The following is a 15,097-nucleotide window of genomic DNA, read 5'->3' as shown; positions in this document are numbered from 1 at the left end:
ACTATAAAAATGACTACGTCCCTGTTCACATTCCTCAGCATGCTGTTTTTCACAGGCCTCGTCGCTGCCATTTCCTGGTCCTTCACCCGCAAGGCCAAGGACGTCGGCGCCCACGGCTATTTCATGGCCAGTGGCGGGCTCAATGGCTGGTTCATTGCCGGTTCCATGATGCTCACCAACCTGTCCATCGACCAGTTGGTGGGCCTCAACGGCGACTCCTACGCGCACAACCTGAGCTCCATGGCCTGGGAGGCGACTGCCGCCGTCTCGACCATCGCCCTGGCGCTGTTCTTCCTGCCGCGTTACCTGCGCGGCGGGTTTTCGACCCTGCCGGAGTTCATCGAGAAGCGCTACGACGTGACCACCCGGCGCGTGGTCAGCGGCCTGATGGTGGCAACCTACACCCTGGTGCTCAACCCTGCGTCGCTGTACCTGGGGGCGATCACCTTCAACCAGATCTTCGATTTGCAGACCATCCTCGGCTGGTCCTATCCGGCGACCATTTCGCTGCTGATCGTCAGCACCGGTGTGATCGGCGCGGCCTACGCGGTGCTGGGCGGCCTGCGCGCGGTGGCGGTGTCGGACACCATCAACGGCGTCGGCTTGCTGGTCGTGGTGGTGCTGATTCCGGTGATCGGCCTGTGGACCCTGGGCAACGGCGACGTGCTGTCCGGCGCCCAGACCATCATGCATGACACCCCCGAGAAGCTGAACGCCATTGGCGGTCCCCAGGACAAGGTGCCGTTCGGTGCGCTGTTCACCGGGATGATCTTTGCCAACCTGTTCTACTGGTGCACCAACCAGGCCATCGTGCAGAAGAGCATGGCGGCCAAGAACCTCGCCGAAGGCCAGAAGGGCGTGTTGCTGTCCGGCTGCCTGAAGTTGCTGGTGCCGCTGGCGATGCTGATGCCCGGCGTGATTGCCTGGCATCTGTTCCGCGACCAGCCGCTGGCCAACTCCGACCTTGCCTACCCGGCGCTGGTCTCGGCGCTGATGCCATGGTGGATGAAAGGCTTCTTCGTGGCGGTGATCTTCGGCACGGTGATGAGCCACTTCAACGCGATCATCAACGGCACCGCCACGCTTTTGACCTACGACTTCTACAAGGCCCTGCGCCCGCTGGCCGACGACCAGGCGCTGGTGCGCTTCGGCAAGCGGGTCAGCATCATCGCCGCGCTGGTGTCACTGGTGGTCGCGCCCATGCTGATGTACGCACCGGAAGGCATTTATGCGGTGCTGCGCCGCTTTACCGGGTTCTTCAACATGCCGATCATCGCGATCATGCTGTTCGGTTTCTTCAATGCCCGTGGCGGCGCATTCCCGGCCAAGCTGGTGCTGGGCCTGCATGCCTTCTGCTACGCGGTGTTCGTGCTGGGCTTCAAGATCGACACGCGCTTTGGCATCAGCTTCATCCATGTGATGGGCATCATGTTCGCCATCGAAATGCTGATCCTGATCGCACTGCGCAAGCGTTTCGCCCGCGCCGAACCTTACGTGGTGCAGGTCGCGACTCGCACCATGGACCTGACCCCATGGCGCCACGCCGGCAGCTTCAGCATCTTCCTGCTGGCGGCTTTGGTGTCGATCTACCTGACATTTTCCGGACTGGGTGTGGCCAGCGCCACCGGCCCAAGCCCTTGGTACGGACCGCTGATGGCCGCGGTCTGGGCTCTGGCACTGGTGGCTGCAAGCGTCAGCCGCCGTCGCTGGAACCGCCGTGAACTGGCCAACAAGTCCGCTCTGACAACCTGCGAGGCACATTCTTGATGACAGCGTTCAATTCTCTCGCCCAGGCAGGCTTTCAACAGATTGACGATGAGGTTCAACTGATTGTCGGCGGCCGCGTGCTGCTGCGTCACAGCCAGGCCAACCCCGGGATTTTCATCGGCCATGGCGATGCCAGCATCAGCATGCAGCGCGGCAACTTCTCCATCACCGATTACGTGCAGGAGCGCATCGCCCTGCGTCATGCATGGCTGGACACCGCGACCAATCGCCTGGATTTCCGGGTGTGGGCCGACGGGCCGGTGATGCTCAGCCTGGCGCTGGAAGTACAAGGCAACCTGTTGCGCCTAGTGCCTGTGAACGTAGATGCCGGGATCAATCGCTTCTGGCTACGGGTGCCGGCACTGGTCGATGAGCACGTATGGGGCTGCGGCGAGCAGATGTCGTATTTCGACCTGCGCGGCCGGCATTTCCCGCTGTGGACCTCGGAGCCAGGCGTGGGCCGCGACAAATCCACCTGGCTGACCCTGCAGGCCGACAACGAAGCCAACGCGGGCGGTGACTACTACCACACCAACTACCCGCAGCCGACCTACATCTCGTCGCAGCGCTACTGCCTGCATGCGGTCACCACCGCCTATGCGGATTTCGATTTCCGCCACGACGATTTCCATGAGCTGCAATTCTGGGCCGTGCCTGAGGCGTTCGAATTCATGCTGGGCCAGGACTTCCCGGATCTGGTGGGTCAGGTGTCGAGCCATTTCGGGCGACAACCGCGTCTGCCGGAGTGGGTGATGCAGGGGGCGATCCTGGGCCTGAAAAACGGACTTGAGCACGCCCAGACGCGTCTGGACGATGCATTGCAAAAAGGCGTTGCGGTCAGCGCGCTGTGGTGCGAGGACTGGGAAGGCCTGCGCATTACCTCATTCGGCAAGCGCCTGTTCTGGGACTGGCAGTGGAATGCCGAGCGCTACCCGGATCACGCGGCCTGGGTCGATAAACTGCAGGCCCAGGGCATTCGCTTCATGGGCTACGTCAACCCGTACCTGTGCAACGACGGCCCGCTGTTTCTCGAAGCACAGGAAGCAGGATACCTGGCGACCCGCGTCGAAGGCGGAACCTACCTGGTGGACTTCGGCGAGTTCCTCTGCGGCGTGGTCGACTTTACGCTACCTGCGGCGGCGCAGTGGTTCGAAGAGCGCATCCTGCGTCGCGAGATGCTCGACAAGGGACTGTCCGGCTGGATGGCTGACTTCGGCGAGTATCTGCCGATCGACCTGAAGCTGGCTGGCGATGCCGACCCGATGCTGGAACACAACGCCTGGCCGGTGCGCTGGGCCGAGGTCAACGCGCGGGCCATCGAAGCTGCGGGCAAGACGGGCGATGCGTTGTTCTTCATGCGCGCCGGCTACAGCGGCGTGCAGCGTCACTGCCCGTTGCTCTGGGCGGGCGATCAGTCGGTGGACTTCAGCCGCCACGATGGCTTGCAGACCGTAATCTGCGGCGCCTTGTCGTCGGGGCTGCTGGGCAATGCCTATCACCACAGCGACATCGGCGGCTACACAAGCCTCTATGGCAATTGCCGCACCGCCGAGCTGTTCCAGCGCTGGGCGGAAATGGCGGCGTTCACCCCGGTGATGCGCACCCATGAGGGCAATCGTCCTGACCAGAACCTGCAGTTCTGGGACCACGACGAAACCTACGCACATTTCGCCCGCATGACCCGTCTGTACGTCGCGTTGCGGCCGTACCTGCAAAGCCTCGTCGAGGAAGCGCAGGCCACCGGGTTGCCGTTGCAGCGTCCGTTGTTCCTGCATTACGAAAACGATCCGGACACCTACGCCATTCAGGACCAGTACCTGTACGGCCGTGACCTGCTGGTGGCCCCGGTGCATGCCGAAGGCCAGCGCGAGTGGTCGGCGTACCTGCCCCAGGGCGATCAGTGGCAACACCTGTGGAGCGCCGAGCGTTTCGAAGGCGGCCAGCGGGTCCGCGTCGCTGCGCCTTTGGGCCAGCCGCCGGTGTTCATCCGCGTCGGCAGCGCCTGGCAAGAGCGCCTCGAAGCGCTGGGCCGCAACGCCTCATGAGTTGATTTCCACCGCAGTGCGCACGCGTCTGTGCGCCTTCCAGAGAGAAGGCGCCGGGTTCGTGCGCGCCCAGGAAACACCAACACCTGCGTTATCTGAGTAAGTGAACATGCATAACAAGAAAAATCACTGCTTTGCTGCTTTTGCGCTGTCTGCCGGGCTTTGCTCGGCCACCCAGGCCCAACCGCTGGTCTTCAAGGAAGGCAACTGGCAGGTCAACCCCTACGGCATCCTCGATCTGTCGCTGCAGACCGGCAAGTTCACCGACGATCATCCCGCACACGGCATGGTGTCCGATGGCAACCTGCAGGCCTCGCGCATTGGCTTGAAGATCGACTACAAGCTGGGCGACTCAGGCTATGGCCTGCGGGCGTTCGGCGAGCGCGGCCTGGTGCTGCGCAACATCTGGCGCACCGGTTACAACGAAGGCAAGATTTCCACCAACCGCGGCTATGGCGCAGGCGTGACCGGGCCCTTCGGTTCGGTGGATGTCGGCAGCCTGTACATGCCCATCTACTGGGTGTTCCTCGATTCGGACGTCGCCTTGTACGGCCTGTCGAACATGGCCTCGATCATGAGCCTTGAGCACACCACGACCCTGGGCAAGAGCGGCACCGGCGGCTTCTACGACACCACGGTGCGCTATCGCTCGCCAGAGGTGGCAGGCTTCTCCACTGAGCTTGGCTATTCCTATGGCAATTCCGACGTTGAAAACGGGCCCAAGGAGAACCGCACCAGCGGTTTCAACCTGCGCTACCGCGATGGCGACACCCGGCTGGGCTACGGCTTCAACCGCCACGACTCGATGCCGTCGCTGACCACCGGCGAAACCTACACCCAGAACACCCACGTCATCACCGGCACCTACCGCCTGGGCAAGGTATTGTGGGGCGCCAACTACATCTATTCGGATCGCGACACCGACGCACGCTGGTTCGCCTCGGCGCAGATGATCAATGCGCGCATCACCTTCGGACCCGGGGATGTGACGCTCGGGGTGTCGCACCGCATCGAAGCTGAGGGCGCCCGCGCCTGGGCGACGCACGCCGGCTACCTGTACTCACTCAACACCGACACCCAGCTCTATACCTACGTCTCGCACATCGTCAACAACGGTGACTCGACCCAGGGCTTTGCGCTGCTCAGCGAAAGCTACCCGAGCGTGCCCAAGGGTTACGATCCGTGGGCGATGACGGTGGGCATTCGCTGGGGATTCTGACTTTGAAGGCCATGCATGGACATTCTTGAACTCCACAGCGGTGATCTGCACCTTGGCGTGCTGCCCGAACTTGGCGGTGCACTGGCCTTCTTGCGCCATCGCCAGACGGACCTGCTGCGGCCCTGGGACCAGACGCCAACGGTGCGCCGTACCGCGTGCTACCCGTTGGTGCCGTACTCCAACCGAATCGCCTGGGGACGGATGGTCGTGGAAGGTCGTGCCCATGAGCTGGCGCGCAACTTCGGCGATCATCCGCACTCGATTCACGGGGTGGGCTGGCAACGTCCGTGGGCGGTTGTCGAGCAATCGAAGACGCGTTGCGTGATGCGTCTGACCCACGTTCCGGACGAGCATTGGCCTTTCGCATTCCAGGCTGAGCAGACGCTGAGCCTGGACCAACAGGGGCTGTCGCTGGTCATGAGCCTGCGCAATGACAGCGCACACAGCATGCCGGCCGGACTGGGTTGGCACCCGTATTTCCCGAGGTTTGCGGGCATCGAGCTGCAATTCGATGCCTCTGCCGTCTGGCTTAGCGATCATCAGTCGCTGCCCGCCGAGCGCGCGGCCGTACCGCCGCAGTGGCAGTTCGCGCAACAGCGTGAGGCAGGCTATGTGGGGCTGGACAATTGCTTCGAGGGCTGGGGAGGGCAGGCGCGTGTCTTCTGGCCGCAATCGGGTCTGGAATTGCACATGGACGCAGGGCCAAGGCTGAGCCATCTGGTGGTCTTCACACCACCCCAGCCACAGGATTTCATTGCGGTGGAGCCGGTCAGTCATTTGAACAACGCGATCAACACGCCGTCGCCCGAGGCGCACGGCATCGTCCTGCTCGCAGGCGGTGAACAGATCGAACGCCGCCTGCGCATGAACGTCAGGCAGCTTGCAGCAGGAGCAACAGCATGAGTTACACCGTCAATTGCGTGGTCACGCGCACCAGCGAACTGGGCGAATGCCCGGTGTGGTCCGTGCGCGAACAGGCGCTGTACTGGACCGACATCCTGGGCCGGCAGTTGCATCGCCTCGATCCTGCGACCGGCGCGGTGACCAGCCTCACCTTGCCCGAAGACCTGGGCTGCTACGGCCTGCGCCGCGACGGCGGTTTCATCGTCGCCCTGCGCAGCGGCATTTACCTGCTCGACGAACAAGGCGTGCTGGGCAAAAAGCTGGCCGACAACCCGGGTGGCGTGGAGAACAGCCGCTTCAACGATGGCCGCGTCGACCCTTGGGGGCGGTTCTGGGCGGGCACCATATGGCAGCCACGGGATCGCAACGGCGGTGTACTGATGCGCGTCGATGAACACTTGAACGCGCAGGTCATGGCCGACGACGTGATGGTGTCCAACGGCCTGGCCTTCAGCCCCGACCGCGCCTGGGCCTATCACAGCGACACCCCCAACCATGTGCTCTACCGCTACCCGCTGGATGCAAACGGCCAGCCCGGCCCCCGGCAACTGGTGCGCCACTTCGAGCGGGGCAGTGGCGGGCGGCCTGACGGCGGCGCCTTCGACAGTGAAGGCTGTTACTGGAGCGCCCAGTTCGACGGCGGCCGCATCCTGCGCCTGGCACCGGACGGCACGCAGCTGGACGAAATCCGCGTGCCCACGCGCTGGCCGACCATGGTCGCCTTCGGCGGGCCGGGGCTGCGCACCCTCTACATCACCAGCTCCAGGGAGAACCGCAGCGCCGAGGAGCTGGCCGCCTGGCCGCTGTCGGGCTGCGTCTTCAGCGTGCAAGTTGGCGTGGCCGGTTGCCCCGAACCGCTGTTCCTGGGTTGAACTTCAATACTTTCTGGCAAGGACATCGTCATGACGCAACACACTGACACCCGATACCCGTCGCTCGGCGGCAAGGTCATTCTCATCAGCGGCGGCGCCTCGGGTATTGGCGCAGCCTTTGTCGAAGCCTTCCATGAACAAGGCGCGCGGGTCGCGTTTCTGGATCTGGACGAGGCCGGTGGCGCGGCGCTGGCGGCATCGCTGGACCCGGAGCGGGTATTCTTCGCGCCCTGTGACGTTCGCGATATCGACGGCCTCAAGTCTTCCATCCAGGCAGTCGAGGCACGCTGGGGCGCCATCGACGTGCTGATCAACAACGCAGCGCGGGATGACCGCCACGCTATCCAGGACGTCAGCGTCGAATACTGGGACGAACGCATGCAGACCAACCTGCGCCATGCCTTCTTCGCCGCTCAGGCGGTGGCACCCGGCATGGCGCGCCGTGGCAGTGGCGTCATCATCAACATGGGCTCGATTTCGTGGATGCGCGGCCGGCCGGGCATGGTCTGCTACACCACGGCCAAGGCTGCATTGAACGGCATGACCCGCACCCTGGCGCGGGAGCTGGGTGACAAGGGCATTCGGGTCAACAGCCTGGTGCCGGGCGCCATCCGTACCGGGCGCCAGGACGCGATGTGGTCCAACGACCCGGCAGGATTGCAGGCTGCCAGCCAGCTGTTCATCGACCAGCAGATGCTCAAGTTCCGCCTGGATGCCAGTGACTGTGCACGCATGGCGCTGTTTTTGGCCAGTGACGACAGCCGTGGCTGCACCGGGCAGAACTTTGTGGTGGATGCCGGGTTGTCGATTCAATAAAGCGTTCCAGACGCTCGGTCTATTTCCTGTCCAGCAGGTCCAGGCACTGCCTGAGCACGGGCGACACGTCCCCGGCACGGTAACTCACGACAATCGGCGAGGTGGCGCTGCTGTCGAGCAGCCGGGTGTAGCCGATGTCGTCGCGGTGCAGCCGCTGGACCGAGGCGGGCACCAGGGTGATACCGATGCCTGCTGCCACCAGGCCAATGGCGGTCTGCAGTTCGTTGACGGTTTGCGCCACGCGGATGCGCAAACCCTGGGCGGCAAAGATGCCCAAAACATGGTCGGCGTAGCTGGGGCGCGGGCTGCCCGGATACAGCACGAAGGGCTCGGCGGCCAGTTGCGCCAGGGTCACAGGCCCACCGAGTAGCGGGTGCCCGGCAGGGAGCGCCGCGACCAGTGGATCCTCGCGCAGGATTTCCTGGGTGATGGCCGGGTCGTCAAACACGATTCGGCCGAAACCGACATCGATCCGGCCGCTTTTCAGGGCTTCAAGCTGTTGCAGGGTTATCAGCTCCGACAGCCCCAGCTCCACATCCCCCAGATTGCGCAGCCGACGGATCAGCTCGGGCAGGGCGCCATACAGCGTCGACGGCGCAAAGCCGATCCCCAGCCAGCGCTTTTCCCCAGCCGCGACACGTCGGGTGTCATCGCCGATGCGTGCCAGTTGTTCGAGCAACTGGCTTGAATGCTCGTGAAAGAACCGTCCTGCCTCAGTCAACCGTAACGGTCGGGTGCGCTCGATCAGCGCGACGCCCAGTTCATCCTCCAGTTGCTGGATCTGACGGCTCAGCGGCGGCTGGGCGATGTTCAGTTGCTCGGCGGCGCGGGTGAAGTTCAGAGTCTGGGCGAGCACCCGGAAATAGCGCAAATGTCGAAGCTCCACGATACCTCCAAGGTATTAAGCGAGACCTATTCAATATTGGACGGTCGCAAGCCGGGGCGTCAATCTGCACCCAAGAACAAACACAAAGCAGACGGAAAGCCCATGACTGCCATCACTATCGAACGCTTCGATATCCAGATCGTCGATCTGCCCACCATCCGCCCGCACAAGCTGGCCATGCACACCATGCACGGCCAGACGCTGGTGATCCTGCAAGTCCTGTGCAGCGACGGCATCATCGGCATCGGCGAAGCCACCACCATCGGCGGGCTGGCCTACGCAGGGGAAAGCCCGGAAAGCATCAAAGTGAACCTTGAGAAATGGTTCGCACCGCTGCTGATCGGGCAAGACGCCACCAACCTCAACGCGGCCATGCAACGGGTCGACCGGGGTATCCGGGGCAATACCTTCGCCCGTTCTGCCGTGGAAACGGCCCTGCTCGATGCCCAGGGCAAGCGTCTCGGGCTGCCTGTGGCTGAACTGCTGGGCGGCCGGGTTCGCGACGGCGTCGAAGTGGCGTGGACACTGGCCAGCGGCGACACCGGCAAAGACATCGAAGAAGCCGAGCGCATGCTCGACATTCGTCGCCACCGTCATTTCAAACTGAAGATCGGCGCAGGTGACCCTGCACGGGACATCGCCCATGTCGCGGCGATCAAGCGCTCCCTGGGCGACCGTGCCAGTGTGCGGGTGGACATCAACCAGGCCTGGAGCGAGGCGGTGGCCGTGCGTGCCTGCCGTCTGCTGGCCGATGCCGGTGTCGAACTGGTCGAGCAGCCGCTGTCCCGCCATGACCGTGCAGGTATGGTGCGCCTGAGTGCCCACAGCCCGATCCCGCTGATGGCAGACGAGGCCATCGAGTCGGTGCAGGACAGCTTTGCCCTGGCGCAGATGGGCGCGGCGTCGATCTTTGCCCTGAAGATTGCCAAGACCGGCGGCCCCAAGGCGGTCCTGCGCACGGCGGCGATTGCCGAAGCGGCGGGGATCGGCCTATACGGCGGCACCATGCTCGAAGGCAGCGTCGGCACCTTGGCGGCGGCTCACGCCTTTGCCACGCTGGACAAGCTGGAATGGCACACCGAGCTGTTCGGGCCGCTGCTTTTGACCGAAGACATTCTGGTGGAACCGCCGGTCTATCGCGACTTCCAGCTGATGATCCCCACCAGCCCCGGCCTGGGTATCGCACTGGATGAAGAGCGCCTGTCGCGCTTCACCCGCCGCTGATCCTGGCTCGCCGCGTATCCCTTACAGACAGAGGACCCGACATGCTTTTCCACGTACGCATGACCGTCAAACTCCCGGCCGACATGCCGGCCGAAAAAGCCGCGCAGCTCAAGGCCGACGAAAAAGAGCTGGCCCAGCGCCTGCAACGCGAAGGCGTGTGGCGCCACTTGTGGCGGCTGGCCGGGCTGTACGCCAACGTCAGCATCTTCGATGTGGCCGACAACCAGGCCCTGCACGACACACTGATGCAACTGCCGCTGTACCCCTACATGGAAATCGAAGTCACCCCGATGTGTCGGCATCCATCGTCCATTCACGCCGACGACCGTTGAACCCGCTGCAGCAACGCACTGACATCAACAAGACAAATAAAAGTGATGAGGATTGAAAAATGACCGTTCGTATCTCGCAGACCGCCGACGTGCAGCAGTTCTTCGAACAGGCCGCAGGCTTCAACCAGCCAGGCGGCGACCAACGGATGAAAACCGTCGTCCACCGGGTGCTCAATGACTCGATCAAGATCATCGAGGACCTGCAGATCACCCCTGAAGAATTCTGGAAGGCGGTGAATTACCTGAACGATCTGGGCCGCCGTCAGGAAGCCGGCCTGCTGGTGGCGGGCTTGGGCCTGGAACACTACCTGGACCTGCTGCTGGACGCCGAAGATGCTCAGGCCGGCCATGTGGGCGGCACGCCACGCACCATCGAAGGCCCGCTGTACGTGGCCGGCGCGCCGGTTTCCGAACACTTTGCGCGGCTCGATGACGGCCAGGACCCGGGTACCGTGCTGTACATGACCGGCCAGGTGCGCGACACCGACGGCCAGCCGCTGGCCAACGCGGTGGTCGATGTGTGGCACGCCAATACAGGCGGCACCTATTCCTATTTCGATCCGTCGCAGTCAGAATTCAACCTGCGCCGCCGTATCCTCACCGACGCAGACGGGCGTTACCGCTTCCAGAGCATCGTGCCGTCCGGCTATGGCTGCCCGCCAGATGGCCCGACCCAGCAATTGCTCGATCAACTGGGGCGTCATGGCCAGCGTCCGGCGCACATTCATTTCTTCATCTCGGCACCGGGTCACCGTCACCTGACCACCCAGATCAACCTCGCCGGCGACAAGTATCTGCACGACGACTTCGCCTACGCCACCCGTGACGAACTGATCGCCGAGATTCATTTCAGCGAAGACGCCAAGGGCCCACGGGCAGACATCGATTTCGACTTCGTGCTGCAGCCCACCGCCGCGCCCGAAGACCAAGCACGCCGCGAGCGGGTGAGGGCGCTCGAAGCCTGATGCCGCCCATGGCTTGATACCTCAGCCTCCCCAGCGCACGCTGGCGGGGGCTTTGTGGTTTCTCGCAGCCTTGAATACAACAACAAGAGAGGCAAGACATGACCGTGTTATTGAGTGAGCGCAGTCAGATTTTCGACCGTGCCGATGCCTATGCCGTGTCCGAATACGTGAACCAGCATGTGGGCAACCACTGCATCCGCCTGCCGCCCAAAGGGCGCCCGCAGGCCAGCATCAGCCACCGGACCTTTTCCAGCCTGGACCTGTGCCGCATCAGCTATGGCGCGCCGGTGCAGGTGACGTCCACGGCCCTTGAGACGATCTATCACCTGCAGATCCTGCTGCAAGGCCATTGCCGCTCGGCGTCTCGCGGCAAGGAGCAGGTCTTTCGCGCAGGCGAGGTGCTGCTCATCAACCCCGACGATCCGGTGGACCTGACGTACTCGGCCGACTGCGAGAAATTCATCGTCAAACTGCCGGTCAGGCTGTTCGAGAATGCCTGCCTTGAGCAGCACTGGGCGCTGCCCCATCAGGGCATTCGCTTCGTTGCCGAGCGTCAGCACCTGGACGACATGAACGGTTTTGCCCAATTGCTGGGGCTGATCTGCCATGAAGCGGAGAACGCCGCAGACCTGGAAGTGCAGACGCTGTATGAGCGCATCGTCGCCAAGAAGCTCCTGGCACTGCTGGCCAGCAATGTGCTGCGGGTCATTCCCCGGCAGGAGGAGGGCAGCGGCTTTGAGGCGGTGCGCCAGTTCATCGAGGCGCACCTGACCGAAGACATCAGCGTGGAGCAGTTGATGGCGGTGTCGCGGGTCAGCGAGCGGTCGCTGTACTTGATGTTCGAGCGCAATGTGGGTCTGTCGCCCCGTGACTACACACGCCAGCGCAAGCTTGAGCGGGTGCATGCCGAGCTGCAGAAACAGGCGGCGCGCAGCGTGACCGAAGTGGCGCTGGATCACGGGTTCGTGCATCTGGGGCGGTTCTCGGAGGCGTACCGCAAGCGTTTCGGCGAGCTGCCGTCGCAGACCTGGCGTCGCCAGCGCGAGCCGGTTGCGCTGGGTGGATAGCGATTTGCAGTAGGCGGATATTGACGGCGGGGGCAAGGGAATAGGGTGAGGGGGCCTGATAAAAGAACAACGGAGGGCCCGCCCCATGTCCAATACTCTCGACCGCCTTGCCCGTCAACTCAGTGAATCGGTCCAGGACGACCCCGCCACTGGCGTCTTTCGCTGCCGCCGCGACATCTTCACCGACCCTGACCTGTTCGCGCTGGAAATCAAACACATCTTCGAAGGTGGCTGGGTGTACCTGGCCCATGAAAGCCAGATCCCTGCGATCAACGACTACTTCACCACCTACATTGGCCGCCAGCCGGTGGTCATCACCCGCGACAAACAGGGCACGTTGCACGGCCTGGTCAACGCCTGCGCCCACCGCGGCGCGATGCTGTGCCGGCGCAAGCAGGGCAACAAAGGCTCCTTTACCTGCCCCTTCCATGGCTGGACATTCAGCAACGCCGGCAAGCTGCTCAAGGTCAAGGACGCCAAGACCGGCGCCTACCCCGACAGCTTCGATTGCGACGGCTCCCACGACCTCAAGCGCCTGGCGCGGTTTGAAAACTACCGTGGTTTCCTGTTCGGCAGCCTGAGTGACGCCGTGCCTGAACTGAGCGACTACCTGGGCGAGACCCGGGTCATCATCGACCAGATGGTCGATCAGGCGCCCGAGGGCCTGGAAGTGCTGCGCGGCAGTTCGTCCTACATCTATGACGGCAACTGGAAGCTGCAGATCGAAAACGGCGCCGACGGCTATCACGTCAGCTCCGTGCACTGGAACTACTCGGCAACCATGGGCCGTCGCAACTACGAGGCCGAAGGCACGCGCACCGTCGACGCCAACGGCTGGTCGAAAAGCCTGGGCGGCGTCTATGCGTACGAGCATGGCCACATCCTGCTCTGGACCCGACTGCTCAACCCTGAAGTGCGCCCGGTCCACGCCCATCGCGCCGCGCTGGCAGAGCGTCTGGGGCAGGAACGTGCGGACTTCATCGTCGATCAGACGCGCAACCTGTGTCTGTACCCCAACGTTTACCTGATGGATCAGTTCTCGACGCAGATTCGCGTGGTGCGGCCAATCTCGGTCAACCAGACCGAAGTGACCATCTACTGCATGGCACCCAAGGGCGAAAGTGCCGAGGAACGCGCCACCCGCATTCGCCAGTACGAGGACTTCTTCAACGTCAGCGGCATGGGCACTCCGGACGATCTGGAAGAATTCCGCGCCTGCCAGACCGGCTATCAAGGCGCGACCACCCTGTGGAACGACCTCAGCCGCGGTGCCACCCAGTGGATCGAGGGCGCCGACGACAACGCCCGGGCCATGGGCATGAACCCGCAGCTCAGCGGCGTGAAGACCGAAGACGAAGGCCTGTTCGTCAAGCAGCACGCGCACTGGGCCGCCAGCCTGCAAAAAGCCCTGGAGCTTGAACAGCAGACGTTGATCGCAACCGACAAGGAGGCACGCCCATGAGCGCTCCCCGTGAAAGCCTGAGCCGCGAAAGCCTGCTGGCGTTTCTCTACCGTGAAGCCCGGCTGCTCGATGACCGCCAGTGGGACGAATGGCTCGAATGCTACTCGCCCAGGGTCGAGTTCTGGATGCCGGCCTGGGACGACCAGGACACGCTGACCGAAGATCCGCAGAGCGAAATCTCGCTGATCTACTACCCGTCCCGCGACGGCCTGGAAGACCGCGTGTTCCGGATCAAGACCGAACGCTCCAGCGCCAGCACCCCCGAGCCGCGCACCGCGCATTTCGTGGCCAACATCGAAGTGCTGGGCGAAGACGCCGGGCACATGGACGTACGTTTCAACTGGCACACCCTCAGCCACCGCTACAAGACCACGGACAGTTACTTCGGCACCTCCTTCTACCGCCTGGATGTCAGCGGGGACACACCGCTCATCACGCGCAAGAAGGTCGTGCTCAAGAACGACTACATCCATCAGGTCATCGACATCTATCACATCTGAGGACAGTCCCATGACGTACTCCATCGCCCTCAATTTCGAAGACGGCGTGACCCGCTTCATCGACTGCAAACCCGGCGAGAAGGTGCTGGACGCCGCCTTCCGCCAGCGCATCAACCTGCCGATGGACTGCTCCGACGGCGTCTGCGGCACCTGCAAGTGCCGTTGCGAGACCGGTGCCTATGATTTGGGCGACGACTACATCGAAGACGCGCTCAGCGAAGACGAGGTCCAGCAAGGGCAAGTGCTCACCTGCCAGATGGTGCCGCAATCCGATTGCGTGATCGCCGTGCCGGTGCCTTCCAGTACCTGCAAGACCGGCACCAGCCGCTTCGCCGCCACGGTCGCGAGCATCACCCGACACGCGGATGCAGCGCTGGAGATCAGTTTCGATCTGGACCAGGCGCCGGTGTTCCTGCCGGGGCAATACGTGAATATCGAGGTGCCGGGCAGCGGGCAAACCCGGTCCTATTCCTTCAGCAGTCGCCCAGGCGAGACGCGCGCCAGCTTCCTGATCAAGCACGTGCCGGGCGGATTGATGAGCGGCTGGCTGGAACGCGCACAGATTGCCGAGCAGGTCAGCATGACCGGGCCTCTGGGCAGCTTCTACCTGCGTGAAGTGAAACGCCCGCTGCTGTTCCTGGCCGGGGGCACCGGGCTTGCGCCATTCCTCTCGATGCTCGAAGTGCTGGCCGAGCGCAACGACACCCAGCAGGTATCGCTGATCTACGGCGTGACCCGCGACCAGGACCTGGTGATGGTCGAGGCGCTGCAGGCGTTCGCGGCGCGCCTGCCCAACTTCAGTTTCGTGACCTGCGTGGCCGACCCCGCAACCCTTCACCCGCAGCAAGGCTACGTCACGCAACACATGGCGGCCGAGGTGCTCAATGACGGCGACGTCGATGTGTACCTGTGCGGGCCGCCGCCGATGGTGGATGCCGTGCGCAAGCACTTCAAGGACCAGGGCGTCACGCCTGCCAGCTTCCACTACGAGAAGTTCACCCCCAACGCAATCGTCACTGGCAACGCCGCCTGAGGACAA

14 protein-coding genes are annotated in these 15,097 nt (G+C 63.4%); 13 read left to right on the top strand and 1 reads right to left on the bottom strand.

Features of this window, described 5'->3' with window-relative positions:
• Positions 1–9: 9 nt before the first annotated feature.
• From ACIPO9_RS06290 to ACIPO9_RS06265, 6 genes are all read left to right on the top strand, one after another.
• The gene (locus ACIPO9_RS06290) at positions 10–1,767 is read left to right on the top strand and encodes a solute:sodium symporter family transporter (RefSeq protein ID WP_400606688.1); all 1,758 of its coding nucleotides are present in this window, start codon (positions 10–12) and stop codon (positions 1,765–1,767) included.
• A complete protein-coding gene (locus ACIPO9_RS06285) occupies positions 1,767–3,812 on the top strand; it encodes an alpha-glucosidase (RefSeq protein ID WP_400779426.1) in 2,046 nt (681 codons plus the stop codon). Before ACIPO9_RS06290 ends, ACIPO9_RS06285 begins: the two co-directional genes overlap by 1 nt.
• A gap of 109 nt (positions 3,813–3,921) precedes the next feature.
• Positions 3,922–5,031: a porin gene (locus tag ACIPO9_RS06280; protein WP_274131037.1), complete on the top strand. Its 1,110-nt coding sequence runs from the start codon at positions 3,922–3,924 to the stop codon at positions 5,029–5,031.
• Positions 5,032–5,046: 15 nt separating this feature from the next.
• Positions 5,047–5,934 (top strand): aldose 1-epimerase, encoded by an 888-nt coding sequence (locus ACIPO9_RS06275; protein ID WP_400779425.1) that lies wholly within the window; start codon positions 5,047–5,049, stop codon positions 5,932–5,934.
• Positions 5,931–6,806: a 6-deoxy-6-sulfogluconolactonase gene (locus tag ACIPO9_RS06270; RefSeq protein WP_400779423.1), complete on the top strand. Its 876-nt coding sequence runs from the start codon at positions 5,931–5,933 to the stop codon at positions 6,804–6,806. Before ACIPO9_RS06275 ends, ACIPO9_RS06270 begins: the two co-directional genes overlap by 4 nt.
• Positions 6,807–6,836: 30 nt before the next feature.
• Entirely contained in the window at positions 6,837–7,622 is a 786-nt protein-coding gene (locus tag ACIPO9_RS06265) for a sulfoquinovose 1-dehydrogenase (protein WP_400779421.1), read from the top strand.
• A 19-nt stretch (positions 7,623–7,641) separates the two neighbouring features.
• Here ACIPO9_RS06265 and ACIPO9_RS06260 read toward each other — a convergent pair whose 3' ends face one another.
• Entirely contained in the window at positions 7,642–8,508 is an 867-nt protein-coding gene (locus tag ACIPO9_RS06260) for a LysR family transcriptional regulator (protein WP_400606696.1), read from the bottom strand.
• 102 nt (positions 8,509–8,610) lie between these two features.
• On the opposite strand from ACIPO9_RS06260, the gene ACIPO9_RS06255 reads away from it, so the two are divergent.
• From ACIPO9_RS06255 to benC, 7 genes are all read left to right on the top strand, one after another.
• Complete coding sequence (locus ACIPO9_RS06255) at positions 8,611–9,732, top strand: muconate cycloisomerase family protein (RefSeq protein ID WP_400779419.1); 1,122 nt, start codon at positions 8,611–8,613, stop codon at positions 9,730–9,732.
• A gap of 41 nt (positions 9,733–9,773) precedes the next feature.
• Positions 9,774–10,064 carry a muconolactone Delta-isomerase gene (gene catC, locus ACIPO9_RS06250; RefSeq protein WP_400606700.1) on the top strand — a complete coding sequence of 97 codons (291 nt, stop codon included), beginning with the start codon at positions 9,774–9,776 and terminating at the stop codon, positions 10,062–10,064.
• Between the two features lie 59 nt (positions 10,065–10,123).
• A complete protein-coding gene (gene catA / locus ACIPO9_RS06245; RefSeq protein WP_400779418.1) occupies positions 10,124–11,029 on the top strand; it encodes a catechol 1,2-dioxygenase in 906 nt (301 codons plus the stop codon).
• Between the two features lie 98 nt (positions 11,030–11,127).
• Positions 11,128–12,096: an AraC family transcriptional regulator gene (locus tag ACIPO9_RS06240; RefSeq protein ID WP_400779416.1), complete on the top strand. Its 969-nt coding sequence runs from the start codon at positions 11,128–11,130 to the stop codon at positions 12,094–12,096.
• A gap of 85 nt (positions 12,097–12,181) precedes the next feature.
• Positions 12,182–13,558 (top strand): Rieske 2Fe-2S domain-containing protein, encoded by a 1,377-nt coding sequence (locus ACIPO9_RS06235; protein ID WP_400779414.1) that lies wholly within the window; start codon positions 12,182–12,184, stop codon positions 13,556–13,558.
• Complete coding sequence (gene benB, locus ACIPO9_RS06230; protein WP_400779412.1) at positions 13,555–14,058, top strand: benzoate 1,2-dioxygenase small subunit; 504 nt, start codon at positions 13,555–13,557, stop codon at positions 14,056–14,058. Before ACIPO9_RS06235 ends, benB begins: the two co-directional genes overlap by 4 nt.
• Positions 14,059–14,068: 10 nt before the next feature.
• Positions 14,069–15,091, top strand: a complete 1,023-nt coding sequence (gene benC, locus ACIPO9_RS06225; RefSeq protein WP_400779410.1) for a benzoate 1,2-dioxygenase electron transfer component BenC — start codon at positions 14,069–14,071, stop codon at positions 15,089–15,091.
• The last annotated feature ends 6 nt before the right edge of the window (positions 15,092–15,097 follow it).

Origin of the sequence: Pseudomonas sp. NPDC090203, from assembly GCF_044746765.1 — a bacterium.
GTDB classification, from domain to species: Bacteria; Pseudomonadota; Gammaproteobacteria; order Pseudomonadales; family Pseudomonadaceae; genus Aquipseudomonas; species Aquipseudomonas putida_AD.
Note: the sequence above shows the minus strand (reverse complement) of the source record. Positions and strands in the feature narration are given on the sequence as shown.

Excerpts from the sequence above, each read along its gene's own strand:
- ACIPO9_RS06290 (WP_400606688.1), top strand. The coding sequence starts at position 10 with ATGACTACGTCCCTGTTCACATTCCTCAGCATGCTGTTTTTCACAGGC.
- ACIPO9_RS06285 (WP_400779426.1), top strand. The coding sequence starts at position 1,767 with ATGACAGCGTTCAATTCTCTCGCCCAGGCAGGCTTTCAACAGATTGAC.
- ACIPO9_RS06280 (WP_274131037.1), top strand. The coding sequence starts at position 3,922 with ATGCATAACAAGAAAAATCACTGCTTTGCTGCTTTTGCGCTGTCTGCC.
- ACIPO9_RS06275 (WP_400779425.1), top strand. The coding sequence starts at position 5,047 with ATGGACATTCTTGAACTCCACAGCGGTGATCTGCACCTTGGCGTGCTG.
- ACIPO9_RS06270 (WP_400779423.1), top strand. The coding sequence starts at position 5,931 with ATGAGTTACACCGTCAATTGCGTGGTCACGCGCACCAGCGAACTGGGC.
- ACIPO9_RS06265 (WP_400779421.1), top strand. The coding sequence starts at position 6,837 with ATGACGCAACACACTGACACCCGATACCCGTCGCTCGGCGGCAAGGTC.
- ACIPO9_RS06255 (WP_400779419.1), top strand. The coding sequence starts at position 8,611 with ATGACTGCCATCACTATCGAACGCTTCGATATCCAGATCGTCGATCTG.
- catC (WP_400606700.1), top strand. The coding sequence starts at position 9,774 with ATGCTTTTCCACGTACGCATGACCGTCAAACTCCCGGCCGACATGCCG.
- catA (WP_400779418.1), top strand. The coding sequence starts at position 10,124 with ATGACCGTTCGTATCTCGCAGACCGCCGACGTGCAGCAGTTCTTCGAA.
- ACIPO9_RS06240 (WP_400779416.1), top strand. The coding sequence starts at position 11,128 with ATGACCGTGTTATTGAGTGAGCGCAGTCAGATTTTCGACCGTGCCGAT.
- ACIPO9_RS06235 (WP_400779414.1), top strand. The coding sequence starts at position 12,182 with ATGTCCAATACTCTCGACCGCCTTGCCCGTCAACTCAGTGAATCGGTC.
- benB (WP_400779412.1), top strand. The coding sequence starts at position 13,555 with ATGAGCGCTCCCCGTGAAAGCCTGAGCCGCGAAAGCCTGCTGGCGTTT.
- benC (WP_400779410.1), top strand. The coding sequence starts at position 14,069 with ATGACGTACTCCATCGCCCTCAATTTCGAAGACGGCGTGACCCGCTTC.